Here is a 15996-nt window from a genome sequence, read left to right on the forward strand (position 1 = left end):
TATTATTCTGCCGAACTAGCAAACGTTGCTTTGAATCCTGCAACTGCTGCATCCATTGCGTCGGTATCAGGCAAATTCTTTGTTTCAATAATTGTCTCTAACAAATCATTGTGTGATGCACGCACTGCTGCAATCAATTCTGACTCAAAACGTAAAATATCATCAACCGCAACATCATCCATAAAGCCATGTGTCAAAGCATATAGTGATAACACTTGCTCTTCAACGGGCAATGGTTGGTGTAATGGTTGCTTCAATAGTTCAACGGTACGACGACCACGGGCTAACTTTGTTTGTGTTGCTTCATCCAAATCTGATCCGAATTGTGCAAATGACTCTAGCTCTTTATAAGAAGCTAAGTCCAAACGCAACGTTCCAGCAACCTTCTTCATCGCCTTAATTTGGGCATCTCCACCAACACGTGAAACAGATGTTCCAGCGTCAATAGCAGGACGAACACCAGCATAGAACTGATCAGCATCCAAGAAGATTTGACCGTCAGTAATTGAGATAACATTAGTTGGGATATATGCTGAAACATCTCCCGCTTGTGTCTCAATAATTGGCAAAGCAGTCATAGACCCACCACCAAGTTCGTCTGATAACTTTGCAGCACGTTCTAGCAAACGTGAGTGCAAGTAGAAGACGTCACCAGGATAGGCTTCACGACCAGGTGGACGACGAAGAATCAATGACAGCTCACGATATGCTGTTGCTTGCTTTGATAAATCATCATAAACAATCAACACATGTTTACCGTTATACATAAATTCTTCACCCATTGCAGCACCAGCATAAGGTGCTAGATACAACATTGGGGCAGGTTCAGATGGACCAGCTGTTACAACAATTGTGTAGTCCATTGCACCCAAACGACGTAATGTCTCAACTTGTGTACGAACAGTTGAGGCTTTTTGTCCAATTGCAACATAAACAACAATCATATCTTGATCTTTTTGATTCAAGATTGTATCAATGGCAACTGATGTCTTACCAGTTTTACGATCACCAATAATTAACTCACGTTGACCACGTCCGATTGGTACCAAAGCGTCTACGGCTTTTAGACCTGTTTGTAGTGGTTCAAACACAGACTTACGCTCCATAACACCCGGAGCTTTAACTTCAACAGGACGTGTCTTTCCTGTTTCAATTGGGCCCATACCATCAACTGGTTGTCCCAAAGCATTTACAACACGACCAATCAGTTGCTCACCAACAGGCACTTCCATGATACGGCCTGTACGCTTAACAGTATCGCCTTCACGAATATTGTCGTACTCACCTAGAACAACGATACCAACATCATTTGATTCTAAGTTTTGTGCCATACCATAAACGCCATTCTCAAATTCAACAAGTTCACCGGCAAGAGCGTTTTCCAACCCTGTTGCACGAGCGACACCGTCACCAATATAGGTAACAGTTCCAGTTTCTTGAACTGTCAAGTCGTCTTGATAATTGGCTAATTGCTTTTTGATGAGTGAACTGATTTCTTCAGCTTTGATGCTCATTTCAGCAGTTCCTCTTTCTTTATAGTGTGTCTATTCATCACACAACATCAATTTTAATTTCGATTACTAGCGAATGATACTCTGACGAATAGCAGCTAATTTAGTTGCTAATGATCCATCCAAAATTTGGTCATTTGCCTTCACGATAACACCACCAAGTATATTTTCGTCTACGATTTGCGTTAAACGCACTTCACTAGCTTGAAAACGAGCAACAAGTTTTTCTTTTAATCGCAAAACTTGTTCATCACTTAATGGTACCGCCGTTTGTACTGTGGCATTAACAATTCCTGCTGCTTTATTAACAAGCTCTTCATACTTGGTAATAATAGCTGGTAAATATTGAATACGCCGATAGTCAAATGTCATCTCAATCAAGTTCTTAACCACTTGACTCGTGTCTTTTGACAAAGTTGCTAACAATTGACGCTTCGTATCCTCATTAATGCGCAAAGACAACAATGCCTTTGTAAATTCTGAATTTTGTACCAATACTTCACGAATAGCTAATAGTTCAGCCATTGTTGATTCATCAGTACCTTGATCATGGGTTAATTCGAACAAAGCAACGGCATACCGCTTAGCAATCGTTGCTTTATCTAATGCCATTACTTGTTCCCTAACCCTTCAATGTAAGCGTCAATAAGCGCTTTTTGATCATCTAACTTTAGTTCTTTTTGGATAATCTTTTGTGCGATGGTTACTGAAAGTTCAGCAACTTCACTCTTAACGTCAGCCATTGCTTCTGAACGTTCTTGTGCAATTTGTGCACTAGCTTGTTCTTTTGTCGCTTGGGCATCTGCATGAGCGTCAGCAACGATTTGATCACGTTGCTTACCTGCTGTGGCTTTTGCATCAGAAATGATGCTATTTGCTTCAGTACGTGCTGATTGCAACTGCTCTGAACGTTTTGCAGCCATTTCTTCGGCTCTTTGACGTGCATCTTCTGCAGTATCCAAATCGTGAGCAACTTTCTCCGCACGTTTCTCCATCATTTTTACTACTGGACCCCAAGCATACTTCTTTAATAGAAGCATTAATACTAGGAATGCCACTAGCACAAACAACATGTTACCCAAAGCCAACCCTTCGCTAGCACCTGCTAGAACAATTTGATTAAACATAATTTAGTTGGCCTCCGCGTTTCGATTATCGTGCTAACAACATGAATGCAATAGCAATAGCGATGATTGGAACGGCTTCGACCAAACCAACTCCGATAAACATATTTGTACGCAATTTACCTTCTAATTCAGGTTGACGTGCTGTACCAGCAATCATACTTGAAATAACAATACCGTTACCAATACCAGCACCGATAGCGGCACCAGCTGCGGCAACACCAACACCAATGGTTGCAACATCCATTTTTACAATCCTCCGATTAATTTAAACAGTTACTATAGTTACTCTGTCTTTTCTGAAACATAGACAGTCGTCAAAGTGACGAAGACAAACGCTTGAATAGCCCCAATAAACAATGAAAATCCTTGCCATAGAATTGCGAGCACAAACGCTGGAACAAATGATAATGCACCAGCAGACTGCGCCAATTGCCACAATAGAGACAAGACCATTTCACCAGCAAAGATATTACCGAACAGACGGAGTCCTAACGTTAAGAAACTCGTAAACTGTTCAATAAGATTTAAGGGGAATAAGACACTAAATGGCGACAAATATACCGACTTGAAGTATTTCTTAAATCCTTGCTTTTCAACCCCCAAGAAGTGGGCAATAGAAATTGCAACTAATGCTAATCCCATTGTCACTAATGGATTTGCTGTTGGTGAGTTCAAAAATGTATTACCATCTACTTTGACTGTAAAGGCAACACCTAATTGGTTCCCAACAAAGATGAACAAAAACATGGAAAATATAAAAAACTTTAAATTGTTACCAGTCTTATTAGGTAATGATCCATCAACAATGTTATTAGTAAAATCAATGACCCACTCTAACATATTTTGCTTACTCTTCCCGGCTGGTTTCATAACCAATTTCCGTGAAGCCCATAATGCTAGTAAAAAAACGATCGCCATCGAAACTAATGTTGAAATAACCACGCTCCAATCAAACGTCAACCCCGCAATGCTAAAGGTCGCGGTTTTCTCCAATGAAATTCACCTCTTTTCTTCCATCGAAATAATATCAAGCGGTTTGCTTTAAAAAGAACCGTTTAACTTTTCCCCCCTATATTACCCCTTTTGAACGGTAATTCAATCATCAAACACTCTCTAATGTGTCCCATTTCTGCAACTGTTTTCAGTAAACCTTATTATATCACGATTTCAACTATTCCAAAAAGGAATGTAAAGGCCGTATCTATCCAAAAAAGGAACTCATTAAAATCCCATAATGTATTCTCTAACAAAATAAATAACACAAAAAAATAGCAAACTACCAATTTAATGGCATTTGCTATTTCATCATTTTTAACTAAATTAAGTACTACTTTAACAAGTTTGAAGCTGTTTGCCCTTATCTTTCAGAAACAGCTTTATCAGGCAAAATCAAATTTAAAACAATGCCTAAGACAGTTGCAATCGCAACACCAGAGAATTGCACAATACTATTACCATGACCTAATTGCAAATAAGCATTTCCGATTCCAATAACCAATACTGATGATGAAATCATCAAATTACGTTTTAAATTAAAGTCGATTTTATTTTCAACAATAATTCGCAAACCAGATGCTGCAATGACACCAAACAATAGGAATGAGACGCCACCCGTAACAGCTCCTGGAATTGATTGAATCAATGCTGATAGTTTACCAACGAATGAAAATAGAATTGCAAAGGTAGCTGCACCAATCAAAACATACACCGAGTGAACCTTAGTAATTGCCATAACACCAATGTTTTCACCATATGACGTTACTGAAGGACCACCAACTAACCCAGCAAACAAAGATGCCATTCCATCACCAGCTAGTGTACGGTGCAATCCAGGATCTTTAATATAATCACGACCTGTCAAATCATCCAAGACCATTAGGTGACCTAAATGTTCTGTAATAGTTACTAAGGCAATTGGTGCCATCACTAATATGGCATCCCAATGAATAATTGGCTTATAATCTAAAAATGGTATATCAAAATCTGGTAGTGCAAACCATGCCGCGTCTGCTACCGGTTGAAAATTCACTAAACCGACCATCACCGCAACAATATAGCCAACAACAATGCCAAGCAAAATTGGAATTAACCCTAAGAAGCCGCGCATATACATATTAAAGAAAATCGTAACCCCTAAGGTTAACATTGCAACTAAAAATACACGAATATCATACTTACCATTCAACAATGTTGCTGATTCAGCAGCTGATCCTGATAGTGACAAACCAATCACCATGATAATCGGACCAACCACAATAGGTGGCAATAACGTTTCAATCCATCCAGTTCCAATTAAGCCAACAATCAGTGCAACAATTAAATACACAATTCCAACGGAAATAACACCTGTTGCAACACCTGGATACCCAGTTGTTTTCATTAAAGCAACCATTGGAATAATAAATGCGAAACTTGATCCCATGTAAGCTGGAATTTTACGTTGTGTAATTAAAATATGAAGCAACGTTCCAACCCCAGAACTAAATAACGCAATTCCTGGATTCAAGCCAACTAACAACGGTACCAATACTGTTGAACCAAACATTGAAAACATATGTTGCAATGATAACCCTATCCATTGCCAAAATTTTGGTTTCTCATCTACATCTAAAACGACATCACGTTTCATTTCCATCATATTTCCCTTTCATGCGACACAAAAATTAGTATTAAAAAAGCTGAGGTATACAAGACACCTCAGCTTGGTTCACTTTTCTAATATGACAGTTATCATGACGATAGTATAAACCTAGTCACAACAAATTAATCTTATTAGTCTCACAGGACCAAGTTAAAGGTATTTACAGTGATTTATTATATCTTAGTTAACAAAGTTAGTAAACACATATTTTTATAGTAAAACGTCTAAATCAGTCTTAATCTCGTTTAAAAAAACTGCGATGAAATTTCATCCCAGCTTTGCTTTAAATTATTAGTGCGTACCGAACAAACGATCACCAGCATCCCCAAGACCTGGAATGATATAACCATGTTCATTAAGTTCATCATCCAAACCTGCTGTATAAATATCAACATCAGGATGTGCCTTTTGCACTGTTTCAACACCAATTGGTGCTGAAACCAATGTAATCAGCTTAATCTTAGTAGCACCACGCTTCTTTAAGGCATCAATTGCCATAACAGCTGATCCTCCTGTTGCTAACATTGGATCAACCACTAACACTTCACGTTGATCAATATCTTCTGGCAACTTGACGAAGTATTCAACTGGCTCTAATGATTCTTCATCACGATACATCCCAATGTGACCAATACGAGCCGCTGGAATCAACTTCATGATACCATCAACCATTCCTAAACCAGCACGTAAAATCGGTACAATTGCTAGTTTCTTACCCGCAAGCGTCTTTTGCATTGTTGTTGCAACGGGTGTTTGGACTTCAATATCTTCAACTGGTAAATCACGTGTCACTTCATAAGCCATTAATGAAGCGATTTCATCAACAATTTCACGAAATTCTTTTGTTCCAACATTCTTATCACGAATAATCGTTAATTTGTGTTGAATTAGTGGATGATCAAAAACCGTTAGCTTACTCATTTAAAAGCTCCATTTCATTTTTCTTAATTATATAACTTTTTTATCTTAATTAGCATGTTCAATCTCTGACAAAGGGAAACGACTTGTTAAATCTACTATTGTTTGCTTAACTTCTGCAAGGTTAGCTTCATCATCAGGATTGGCCAAAACTTGTAGGATTAATTCTGCAACTTGAGTCGCCTCAGCTTCCTTGAAACCACGCGTTGTGATTGCTGGTGTACCAATACGAATACCAGACGTAACAAATGGACTACGTGGGTCGTTTGGAATCGCTTCTTTGTTGGTCGTAATATAAACTTGATCTAATACATTTTGGGCCTTTTTACCTGAAATACCAGTCTTAGTTAAATCTAAGTTAAACAAATGATTGTCAGTGCCCCCAGATACAACTCGGACCAACTCCGATTGATTAAATACCGCAGCCATTGCTTTTGCATTAGCTACTACCTGTTGACCGTATGTTTTAAAACTAGGTTGCATTGCTTCATAGAAGGCTACAGCTTTACCTGCAATCACGTGTTCTAGTGGACCCCCTTGTGTGCCAGGGAAAATAGCTGAGTTAAGTGCCTTACCTAGGTCAGCTTTCGCCAAAATCAAGCCACCACGTGGTCCCCGCAATGTTTTGTGTGTTGTTGACGTCACCACATCTGCAATACCAACTGGTGAAGGATGCACACCAGCCGCAACTAAGCCAGCAATGTGTGCCATATCTACCATTAAGTATGCGCCTACTGAATCAGCAATCTCACGGAAACGATCGAAATCAATAAATCGTGAATAAGCTGAAGCACCCGTTACAATTAACTTTGGCTTATACTCAGCAGATAAAGCAGCAACTTGATCATAATCAATCAACTCATCTTCATTTAATCCATATCCATGGAAATGATAATTTTTTCCTGAAAAGTTAACTGGTGAACCGTGTGTTAAATGACCACCAGCATCTAAATCCAGCCCTAAAACATGATCACCTGGCGTCAACAAAGCAGCATAAACAGCTGCATTTGCTTGTGAGCCAGAATGTGGTTGTACATTCGCATATTCTGCGCCAAATAATTCTTTGACACGATCAATTGCTAACTGTTCCACTTGATCAATGTACTCTGTTCCACCATAATAGCGCTTATTAGGATAACCTTCTGCATATTTATTCGTTAAAATACTTCCTTGAGCGGCGCGCACACCAGCAGAAGCAATATTTTCTGATGCAATCAATTCAACATTATGCTCCTGTCGATCAGCTTCACGATCAATTGCAGCCCATAGTTGTGGATCAAAATCACGGTAATTTGTCATAGGTTGACCTCCTCATCAGTCAAAACAGGTTAATTATTCAGTAACTCACTAATCCAATGTCCACCAGCCGCTTTACCCAACCGGTTGTTATAAGCACCATTTACATCTAATTGTGGCAATGCTGCTACCAGAATCGTTTGGACATCCTTTTTATCATCAAAATAGCGTAACCCTGCAAACAACTTGGCTGCAGCGGTCTCGTTATTATCACCTAACGACCAGATAAAATCCATCCCTGCCAATTGGTGCTGACGAATTAAATCATTTGTCAACATTAGGCCAACTGGCTCTAATTGCGCTTGCATCCAAATAATGGCTTGCGTCCAATCTTTTGGAGCGACCATATACACATTTTTATCTGGTGCATAATGACGGTATTTCATTCCTGGCGCCTTTGGCGTTTCGTTATCCGCAACATGATGAATTTCAGAATCCACAGTAGTTTGTAACACCGCTTCAATTTGTGCAGGTGTAATCTTTCCCGGACGTAAAACAGCTGGCATGTTAGCAGATAAATCAAGAACAGTTGACTCTACCCCAATTTTTGTTGGGCCATCATCTAAAATCCCCGCAATCTTACCATGCAAATCGTGATAAACATGTTTTGCTAAGGTTGGGGATGGCTTCCCAGACGTATTTGCAGACGGACCAACAAGTGGGGTTTGACTTGCCCGAATTAATTGGCGCGTTGCGTCATTATCCGGTAAGCGTACGGCAACTGTATCTAAACCGCCCGTAACTGTCAATGACAACTTGCCTGGTTTAACTGGCAAAATCATCGTTAAAGGCCCTGGCCAGTATGCTGACATTAACTTTTGAGCTTGCTCATTGACAATTGCAAATTCAGAAACTTGTTCTGGATCAGCAACGTGCACAATTAATGGATTATCAGAAGGCCGACCTTTTGCTGCATATACTTTACTAACAGCTTCTTCATTAAAAGCATCCGCACCTAATCCATAAACTGTTTCTGTTGGAAAGGCGACTAACACACCGCGCTTAATAGCCCGTGCTGCTGCGTCCATTTCATCAACCGTCCATATTTTTGTTTCTATCATTTCTACATCTCCCGCAATACTTTAATCATTCGGTCATGACCACTTAAATCTTGGTGTAAAGTTACTTGCACATTTGGCAAAGCAGCAAACAGATCAACTAAGGTTTGTCCTTGTTGATACCCTATCTCAAAATAGGCTGCACCACCAGGATTTAGGTAATTAAGGAGGCCGGTTGCAATTTTTTTATACACTGCTAATCCACTGTCATCTGCATATAAAGCAACATCTGGTTCAAAAGCAACCACTGATTCGTCCATTAATAATTGCTCATCACGATCAATATATGGTGGGTTGGCCACAATAATATCAAACGTCCCTGTTACATCTGTAAACAGATCACTAGCTAAAAACGTAACTGCCGGTGCATATAATTGCGCATTTTCTTTGGCCACAGCCAAAGCGTCTTTAGAAATATCAGATCCTAAGACATGCCATGCAGGCCGTTGCGCTTTGAGCGTAACAGCTATTGCTCCTGAACCAGTGCCGATATCTAAAACCGTTTTAGGTGTTTTATTTGAATAATCTTTTAAAATCCATTCCACTAATTCTTCAGTTTCTTGACGCGGAATTAACACACGCCGATCAACATTAAATTCACGACCATAAAAAGCAGCATGTCCCAGCGCATATTGAACCGGTTGCCCACCTTTAATTGCTCGCACTGCCACCATGAAACGTAAACGTTTTTCATCTTCCAGTACAGTATTTGAATTATTAGCTAATTGCGCATAATTCCAATCCATCATACCCGTTAGTAGATAATCAATTTGTGACATACGTTCTATTTCATCATGAATATAGGGTTCAAGTTGCCAATCACCCCACTCACGAACCGCTTGAATCGTCCATTGTTCATCAAACATATTTTTATCCTTGCTTTAATGACTCTAGCTTTGCTGTTTGATCAGCAATCAACAAGGCATCAATCACATCTGCTAATTCACCGTTCATAATACGATCCAACTTATTCAATGACAGCCCAATTCGGTGGTCAGTCACACGATTTTGTGGGTAGTTATATGTTCGGATACGTTCTGAACGATCACCAGTTCCAACAGCTGTCTTACGTTGTTGCGCATATTCAGCCTCATTTTGTGATGCATAGTAATCATAAACACGTGTCTTTAAAATTTCCATTGCCTTGGCACGATTTTGTTGTTGTGAACGTTGATCTTGCATTGCAACAACAATTCCCGTAGGCAAGTGGGTCATACGAACAGCAGATGACGTCTTATTAATGTGTTGTCCACCAGCACCAGATGAACGATAAACATCGACACGCAAATCTTTATCTTCAATTTCAATGTCGACATCTTCATACTCTGGCATCACACCAACTGTTGCCGTTGATGTATGCACACGTCCAGCTGATTCCGTCTCAGGAACTCGTTGTACACGATGCGCACCATTCTCAAACTTTAATTTTGAGTAGACGTTATCCCCAGTAATCATCAAAACAATTTCTTTGTAACCACCAATTTCTGTCTTATTTTCATCGATGATTTCAACTTGCCAATTTTGTTTTTCAGCATAGCGTACATACATATCGTAAAGATCAGCTGCAAACAATGCACCTTCATCACCACCAGCAGCCCCATGAATTTCCATGATAATATTCTTATCATCATTAGGATCTTTAGGAAGCAACAAAATCTTTAATTCTTCTTCAACGGTTTCTTTTTCAGCACGTAATTCCTTTAATTCTTCTTTAGCTAATTCTTCTAATTCTGAATCGTTAGCTTCCTCACGTAAAATTTCTTCGTTTTCAGCAATGCTATCAGTAACATCTTTATAATGCTTATACTTTTCAACGGTATCGCGGAGGCTACCTTCTTCTTTAGATAACGCCAAGAAACGCTTGGTGTCAGCAATCACTTCAGGATCTGAAATCATTTCGCTGACTTCTTCGTATCGATCCACAACAGATTGCACTTTTTCAAAAATTTCATCCATAATGCTCTTCTCCTTTAATTTATTCCTTATTTATCGATGTTCGTCGTGCTAAAGCGACTAAATCTGGTTGATTATAATGTTTACGGCAAACAGGCATATAAGCTTCGTCACCACCGATTTGGACTTGTTCACCTTCGTATACAGGTTGCCCATTTGAAAAGCGTAGGTTCATAACTGCTTTACGACCGCAGAATGAACAAAGTGTCTTCATTTCCTCAATTTTATCTGCATAAATAAGCAAGGCTTCTGAACCAGGAAATAATTGATTAAATGCATCATTTTTTAGACCAAACGTTAACACTGGAATGTTAAGTTCATCAACAACCCGCGTTAACTGCAATACTTGCGCCTTAGTCATAAATTGCGCCTCATCAATTAAGACAGCTGCAATACTCTTTTGCTTTGAAATTAATTCAAACAGATCGTCAGCAGCTTGTATCGCCCTAGCAGAACGTTGCATACCAATCCTAGAAGCAATTTCACCAACGCCAGACCGATTATCTAACGCACTTGTTAGTAATAATACTTGACGTTGTTGCACTTCATAATTATGAGCAACTTTTAAAATTTCAATACTCTTACCACTGGCCATTGCACCGTAGCGAAAAAATAATTGCGCCATGCTTTTCCTGCCTTTCTCCTGTAAAACTCCGATTTACACTCCATTCTAGTATAACAAAATTGTAAATAAAAAAAAGACACTGCGACAAAAGGAAAATTAAATCTATCATCACATAATTATCTCAAATTGGTGACGTAAAATAACGAATTTAAAAAGCAGCAAGTCACTTCAGCAACTTACTGCTTTATCAGGATAAACGCACCGCTTAATGCGGTCATCTCAATTCTTGATTAATTTAGAAAAATTCTGGTGTAATGGTTGCAATTTTTTGCTGCCAATCAACTTGTGGATACTTACGGTCCAATATAAGTTGAAGCATATGTAAAGCCAAATTACCATTACGCGTTAAAATTGGGCCATGAAAATAAGTGCCATACGCATTTTTATAAACCAGACCTTCACCACCATCTTCGCCGTTATTACCATTTCCTTTGATAATTTCCCCTAAAGGACGTTCATTATCTCCCAAAAAAGTCCGACCTTGATGATTCTCAAAGCCATGATATTCCAAACCATTTACCTCATCTTTAATGGTTACATTCCCAATGAACCGACTATCAGGCTGATTAAGCGTATAGTGGCTAAGTGCACCAATGCCTTTTACCTTGGTACCATCTGCTAAAATAAAATACTGACCAATCAATTGAAAACCACCGCACACACCCAAGAAAGGACCATCATCTTCAATATAAGCCTTTAGTGCTACTGCTTTTTTGGGCAAATCTTCAGCAACAATCATTTGTTCATAATCTTGACCGCCACCAAACAAAACAAAATCGTAGTCTTCAGCATCAAAATCATCCTCTAACGAAACAATATGTTGTTCAACAACGACACCAATCTTTTGTGCGTAATAACGTAAAGCGACGATATTACCAAAATCACCATAGGTATTCATTAAATCACCATATAAATGAGCAGCATTAATTTTATATTCAGCCATTAATTTAATCTCCCATTCCTGTATTAATGTACCCTTGTTGCTTTAAAGTTGCTCGCAATTGCAACATAGCTGTATAAGTTGCCAAAATATAAACTCGCTTCGTTGGCATACTTGCAATTGCAGGCACAATTTGTTGTAAATCCTGATAAACGGGATGGTCACCAAAACCAGCCATTTTTAAACGAACATACAAATCTTTATAACGTTCACCACCCGTTGCCACTGCTTGAATACCAGTATCATGCAATGACTCAAAATCAGCATCCCAAATCCAACTTGTATCAATACCATCTGCATAATTAGCATTAAGCAATGCCAACATCGAAAATGGTTGATCGTCCGTCTTCATCATATCAATAACTTGATTTGCCCCCACTGGATTTTTGATGAGCACAATCGTGACTTCTTTATCTTTAACCTTAACAGACTCTTGACGGCCAAAAATTTGGGCATTTGATGAAAAGGCATGTTGAATTTGTTCAGCTGAAACACCCATAAACCGTCCCACTGCATATGCTGCTAGTGCATTATAGATATTGTACATACCACCAATTTCAATTTGGTAAGTTACACCATCAATATCAAAATTTGATGAAATCGGAGTTAACTTATTCAAACTTGTCACAGCATAATCTAGTGCTGGTCGCTTAAAATCATCAGTTACTGAGAAATAATCACCCTGATTGCCAAATGTTATAAAATGGTATCGTAAAACTGAATTATCTGTCGGTGATAAAACACCATCGGTATTATGCGGTGCACGCATGCTATTAGTTGTTTGTAAATGATTGAAGCCAAAATAAACCTTAGGATTTGGTAAATCACCACGCATAAAAATTGGTGAATCAGCATTTGCAATTACCGTTGCTTCTGGAAATAGACGAATACCTTTTAAGATTTTTTCATAGGTCGTATAAATCTCGCCATATCGGTCTAATTGATCACGAAAAATATTTGTTAAGACAAAAGCTTTGGGCTTCAATTGACGCGCAACTGACTCAACATTAGCTTCATCAACTTCTAGTAGCGCAATTGGTCGTTGCGTTTTGTCCTGAAGTTTAGCAGTCAACATGGTTCCTGTAATCCCTTGCATCATATTTGATCCAGAAGGATTAGTAATAACATCTGCATATTTTTCACGTAATACTCGTGTCGTTAACGTTGTCGTCAACGTCTTACCATTAGTCCCTGTAATTAAAATAACATCATATTTTTCAGCATAATTTTTCATTACGTCTGGGTCAATTTTAGTTGCTAGTTTACCCGGTAGCGATGTACCTCCGCGATGTAAAACACCATGTAACAGCGTATATGTACTTTTACCAACAAAAGTTGCTAATCCACTTTTAAGGCTCATGCCATCCTCCTAATCGTGTCAGTTAGTCACGCATATTTTTCGTATTTTTAAATTCATTGCTCATATAAGCATCTAACAAATTTTACCATTTTAAATAAATAAAAACACCACCGCTAATTTTTATACGTTGGTGTGCTTATTTACTTTAAACATTATAATGATTTTGGACCAGGTGTCGTTGTCATCAAAGTTGCTTCGCCTGCCAAATGCCATGACTGCACATCGTTTGGCAAAATAAAGCTAGCAGCCTTATTCAGATGATAGGTTGCACCATCAACAGTCAAATCAACTTGCCCTGCAACAACTGTTGCTAGCGTATAAGGTGCTGTTGCATTCAACGATGCTTTACCAGCAAGTTCCCATTTCACAACATTGAAATAAGGTGCTGAAACTAAATTAGTTATTGTCAAATCACCAACATGTGACACAATCTGAACTGGCTTTTCTGGCACAAATGGTACCGATGTCACTTTTTTTGCGTCTGCTAAATGTAAATCACGTTTCTGACCAGTCTTAGCATCAACGCGATCAAAATCATAAACACGGTAAGTAACATCTGAAGATTGCTGCGACTCTAAGGTCAAAACACCTGCACCCAATGCGTGCAAAGTCCCTGATGGTACATAAAAGAAATCACCAGCTTTGACAGGTACTTTTTGTAGTAAATGATCCCAGTCACCCGTATCGACTGCTTGATCAAACGCCACCTTATCAGTTGCAGTATGACCATAATAAATCATAGTCCCAGGCTTAGCAGCCAATATATACCACGATTCTGTTTTCCCTAATTCGCCAGCATGTTCCTTAGCATATTGATCATCAGGATGTACTTGAACTGATAGGTCTTGATGTGCATCTAAAATTTTTACTAACAACGGAAAAGGACGCTCAACATCCTGATTAGCAAACAACTGTGGCTCATCGTGCCACAATTGTGCCACTGTTTTACCAGCATATTCACCATTTATAACAGATACAACACCATTAGGATGACCAGAAATCACCCAAGCTTCACCAGTTGTTTCTGACGGAATATCCAAATCATAAATATCACGTAGCGCCGTACCACCCCAAATTTTTTCATGTAATGTTGGTTTTAAAATCAATGGTTCTGTCATTATATCCCCCTATTATGATGTTTTTTAAACGTCTAATGCTGCATAAATACTTGAAATCCATCCTTGCTGTGCGATGTGATACCAAGTAACTTGTGCTGAATCAACAACCTTTTCCGTTATTTCAATTTCAACACCATGTTGTATTCGTCCAATTTCACGGCCATATGGTTGTGCATAAACTGCAATATCTGCGCCTGGAATATAGTCCACACTTCCCGTTGCATTGTAAGCAACAGGTTGCCAATTCGTTGTACGTTGCCAATCAGCTGCCGGGCGTTGATTACGGCCATCATTATTCGCTAATTTCATAACTTTCATGTCATACTTCACCCATCTTGAATCTGCTAATTGATACCAAAATTCACCGGTGCGTGATGCCATTCGTTGCGATACTTTAGCAATTGATCCTGACCACAATTTTTGTCCAATTGCAGTTTGATTTTCAATAGAAATCATTGGTTGTACTTCAGAAAAAATATGTAAATATTTATCTGTCAGTGCTTGTGTTTCAGCCACTTGTGCATGCCGATAATAAAACGTTATCGTATGCGTATCTTCTTGTGTAAAGACTCCCGCAGTAACACCAGCTGCAGACACAAAACGATAACCATCAATTTCTTGTGGTTCAACATTAAAGGTCTCACCAACATGCCCTTCAATCAATCTCGCACGTACAATTGCAGCCTTTGAATCAATATCTTTGGCATAAACCCAGATTGGCATTCCCATTAGTTGAAATTCAGCCATTTGCGTCGCCCCCTCATCGTTTTTTATTATCTCTATCATACCAATTAAATTGTATTTTTTCTTGCTTTATTATTCTTTTTCTTCACAGCTCTATCAATATAGCGTTCTATTAAGATTAAGTTTTTTTCATTTAACTTGTTGACTTTTAATTTTATAAATTGTATATTATCAACACGTGCTAATTAATTAGTACCTATTAATCTTCACAAATTCAGCTTAATATTTGCTCTAATCATAGCAAACGACTTATAACTGAGGTTAACTAAAAACAATAAAATCATTTATTAGACAGCGTTACTTTATATAAAAATAAAATTAAAAAACATTCATTTTTATAGTTGATTTTTAATAAAAAGCATTGTATAGTTAATTTATTGATTTAAACAATTATTGCTCTGTAGTTCAGTGGTAGAATAACTCACTGTTAATGAGGAGGTCGCTGGTTCGAACCCAGCCAGAGCAGTTACATAAGTATCATGTAGTACTTATGTCTAATCATTTAATCAATCAATTTTTGCTCTGTAGTTCAGTGGTAGAATAACTCACTGTTAATGAGGAGGCCGCTGGTTCGAACCCAGCCAGAGCAGTAATCAAAATAAAAGCACCGAAACGTTACCAAGTTCGATGCTTTTTTCATGTAAAAAGAATCAAAACAAATACATAATCATATAAAAAGCAAGTAATTATCTAAAAAATAATTGC

16 protein-coding genes and 2 tRNA genes are annotated in these 15996 nt (G+C 38.4%); 2 read left to right on the forward strand and 16 right to left on the reverse strand.

The window, feature by feature from the left end; all coding sequences use genetic code 11:
- Positions 1 to 2: 2 nt before the first annotated feature.
- From atpA to G7Y65_RS09285, 16 genes are all read right to left on the reverse strand, one after another.
- The gene (atpA, locus tag G7Y65_RS01405; RefSeq protein WP_165314491.1) at positions 3 to 1514 is read right to left on the reverse strand and encodes a F0F1 ATP synthase subunit alpha; all 1512 of its coding nucleotides are present in this window, start codon (positions 1512 to 1514) and stop codon (positions 3 to 5) included.
- A 66-nt stretch (positions 1515 to 1580) separates the two neighbouring features.
- On the reverse strand, positions 1581 to 2123 hold the full coding sequence (gene atpH, locus G7Y65_RS01410) for an ATP synthase F1 subunit delta (RefSeq protein WP_042491949.1): 543 nt from the start codon (positions 2121 to 2123) through the stop codon (positions 1581 to 1583).
- Positions 2123 to 2638, reverse strand: coding sequence for a F0F1 ATP synthase subunit B (gene atpF / locus G7Y65_RS01415; RefSeq protein WP_165314492.1), 516 nt, complete (start codon positions 2636 to 2638; stop codon positions 2123 to 2125). Before atpF ends, atpH begins: the two co-directional genes overlap by 1 nt.
- Positions 2639 to 2663: 25 nt before the next feature.
- Complete coding sequence (gene atpE, locus G7Y65_RS01420; RefSeq protein WP_002828033.1) at positions 2664 to 2882, reverse strand: F0F1 ATP synthase subunit C; 219 nt, start codon at positions 2880 to 2882, stop codon at positions 2664 to 2666.
- Positions 2883 to 2920: 38 nt separating this feature from the next.
- Complete coding sequence (atpB, locus tag G7Y65_RS01425; protein WP_042491953.1) at positions 2921 to 3631, reverse strand: F0F1 ATP synthase subunit A; 711 nt, start codon at positions 3629 to 3631, stop codon at positions 2921 to 2923.
- Between the two features lie 364 nt (positions 3632 to 3995).
- Positions 3996 to 5273, reverse strand: coding sequence for a solute carrier family 23 protein (locus G7Y65_RS01430; protein WP_137600456.1), 1278 nt, complete (start codon positions 5271 to 5273; stop codon positions 3996 to 3998).
- Positions 5274 to 5570: 297 nt separating this feature from the next.
- The gene (gene upp, locus G7Y65_RS01435) at positions 5571 to 6200 is read right to left on the reverse strand and encodes a uracil phosphoribosyltransferase (RefSeq protein ID WP_042491955.1); all 630 of its coding nucleotides are present in this window, start codon (positions 6198 to 6200) and stop codon (positions 5571 to 5573) included.
- 45 nt (positions 6201 to 6245) lie between these two features.
- Positions 6246 to 7496: a serine hydroxymethyltransferase gene (glyA, locus tag G7Y65_RS01440; RefSeq protein ID WP_165314493.1), complete on the reverse strand. Its 1251-nt coding sequence runs from the start codon at positions 7494 to 7496 to the stop codon at positions 6246 to 6248.
- Between the two features lie 29 nt (positions 7497 to 7525).
- On the reverse strand, positions 7526 to 8554 hold the full coding sequence (locus G7Y65_RS01445; RefSeq protein ID WP_165314494.1) for an L-threonylcarbamoyladenylate synthase: 1029 nt from the start codon (positions 8552 to 8554) through the stop codon (positions 7526 to 7528).
- 2 nt (positions 8555 to 8556) lie between these two features.
- On the reverse strand, positions 8557 to 9417 hold the full coding sequence (gene prmC, locus G7Y65_RS01450; protein WP_042491960.1) for a peptide chain release factor N(5)-glutamine methyltransferase: 861 nt from the start codon (positions 9415 to 9417) through the stop codon (positions 8557 to 8559).
- Positions 9418 to 9421: 4 nt separating this feature from the next.
- A complete protein-coding gene (prfA, locus tag G7Y65_RS01455; RefSeq protein WP_042491962.1) occupies positions 9422 to 10507 on the reverse strand; it encodes a peptide chain release factor 1 in 1086 nt (361 codons plus the stop codon).
- Positions 10508 to 10526: 19 nt separating this feature from the next.
- Complete coding sequence (locus tag G7Y65_RS01460; RefSeq protein WP_042491964.1) at positions 10527 to 11129, reverse strand: thymidine kinase; 603 nt, start codon at positions 11127 to 11129, stop codon at positions 10527 to 10529.
- A gap of 235 nt (positions 11130 to 11364) precedes the next feature.
- The gene (locus tag G7Y65_RS01465) at positions 11365 to 12072 is read right to left on the reverse strand and encodes a type 1 glutamine amidotransferase (RefSeq protein WP_042491966.1); all 708 of its coding nucleotides are present in this window, start codon (positions 12070 to 12072) and stop codon (positions 11365 to 11367) included.
- 4 nt (positions 12073 to 12076) lie between these two features.
- Positions 12077 to 13429, reverse strand: coding sequence for a Mur ligase family protein (locus G7Y65_RS01470; RefSeq protein ID WP_042491967.1), 1353 nt, complete (start codon positions 13427 to 13429; stop codon positions 12077 to 12079).
- A gap of 152 nt (positions 13430 to 13581) precedes the next feature.
- Complete coding sequence (locus G7Y65_RS09280; protein ID WP_240006068.1) at positions 13582 to 14547, reverse strand: type I phosphomannose isomerase catalytic subunit; 966 nt, start codon at positions 14545 to 14547, stop codon at positions 13582 to 13584.
- 24 nt (positions 14548 to 14571) lie between these two features.
- Positions 14572 to 15294 (reverse strand): MucBP domain-containing protein, encoded by a 723-nt coding sequence (locus G7Y65_RS09285; RefSeq protein WP_042491970.1) that lies wholly within the window; start codon positions 15292 to 15294, stop codon positions 14572 to 14574.
- Positions 15295 to 15685: 391 nt separating this feature from the next.
- On the opposite strand from G7Y65_RS09285, the gene G7Y65_RS01480 reads away from it, so the two are divergent.
- Together G7Y65_RS01480 and G7Y65_RS01485 are read left to right on the forward strand one after the other, a co-directional pair.
- A tRNA-Asn gene (locus tag G7Y65_RS01480) sits at positions 15686 to 15757 on the forward strand.
- Between the two features lie 52 nt (positions 15758 to 15809).
- Positions 15810 to 15881 (forward strand) — tRNA-Asn (locus tag G7Y65_RS01485).
- Positions 15882 to 15996: the final 115 nt, after the last annotated feature.

Source organism: Weissella sagaensis (assembly GCF_010306265.1).
Taxonomy (GTDB): domain Bacteria; phylum Bacillota; class Bacilli; order Lactobacillales; family Lactobacillaceae; genus Weissella; species Weissella sagaensis.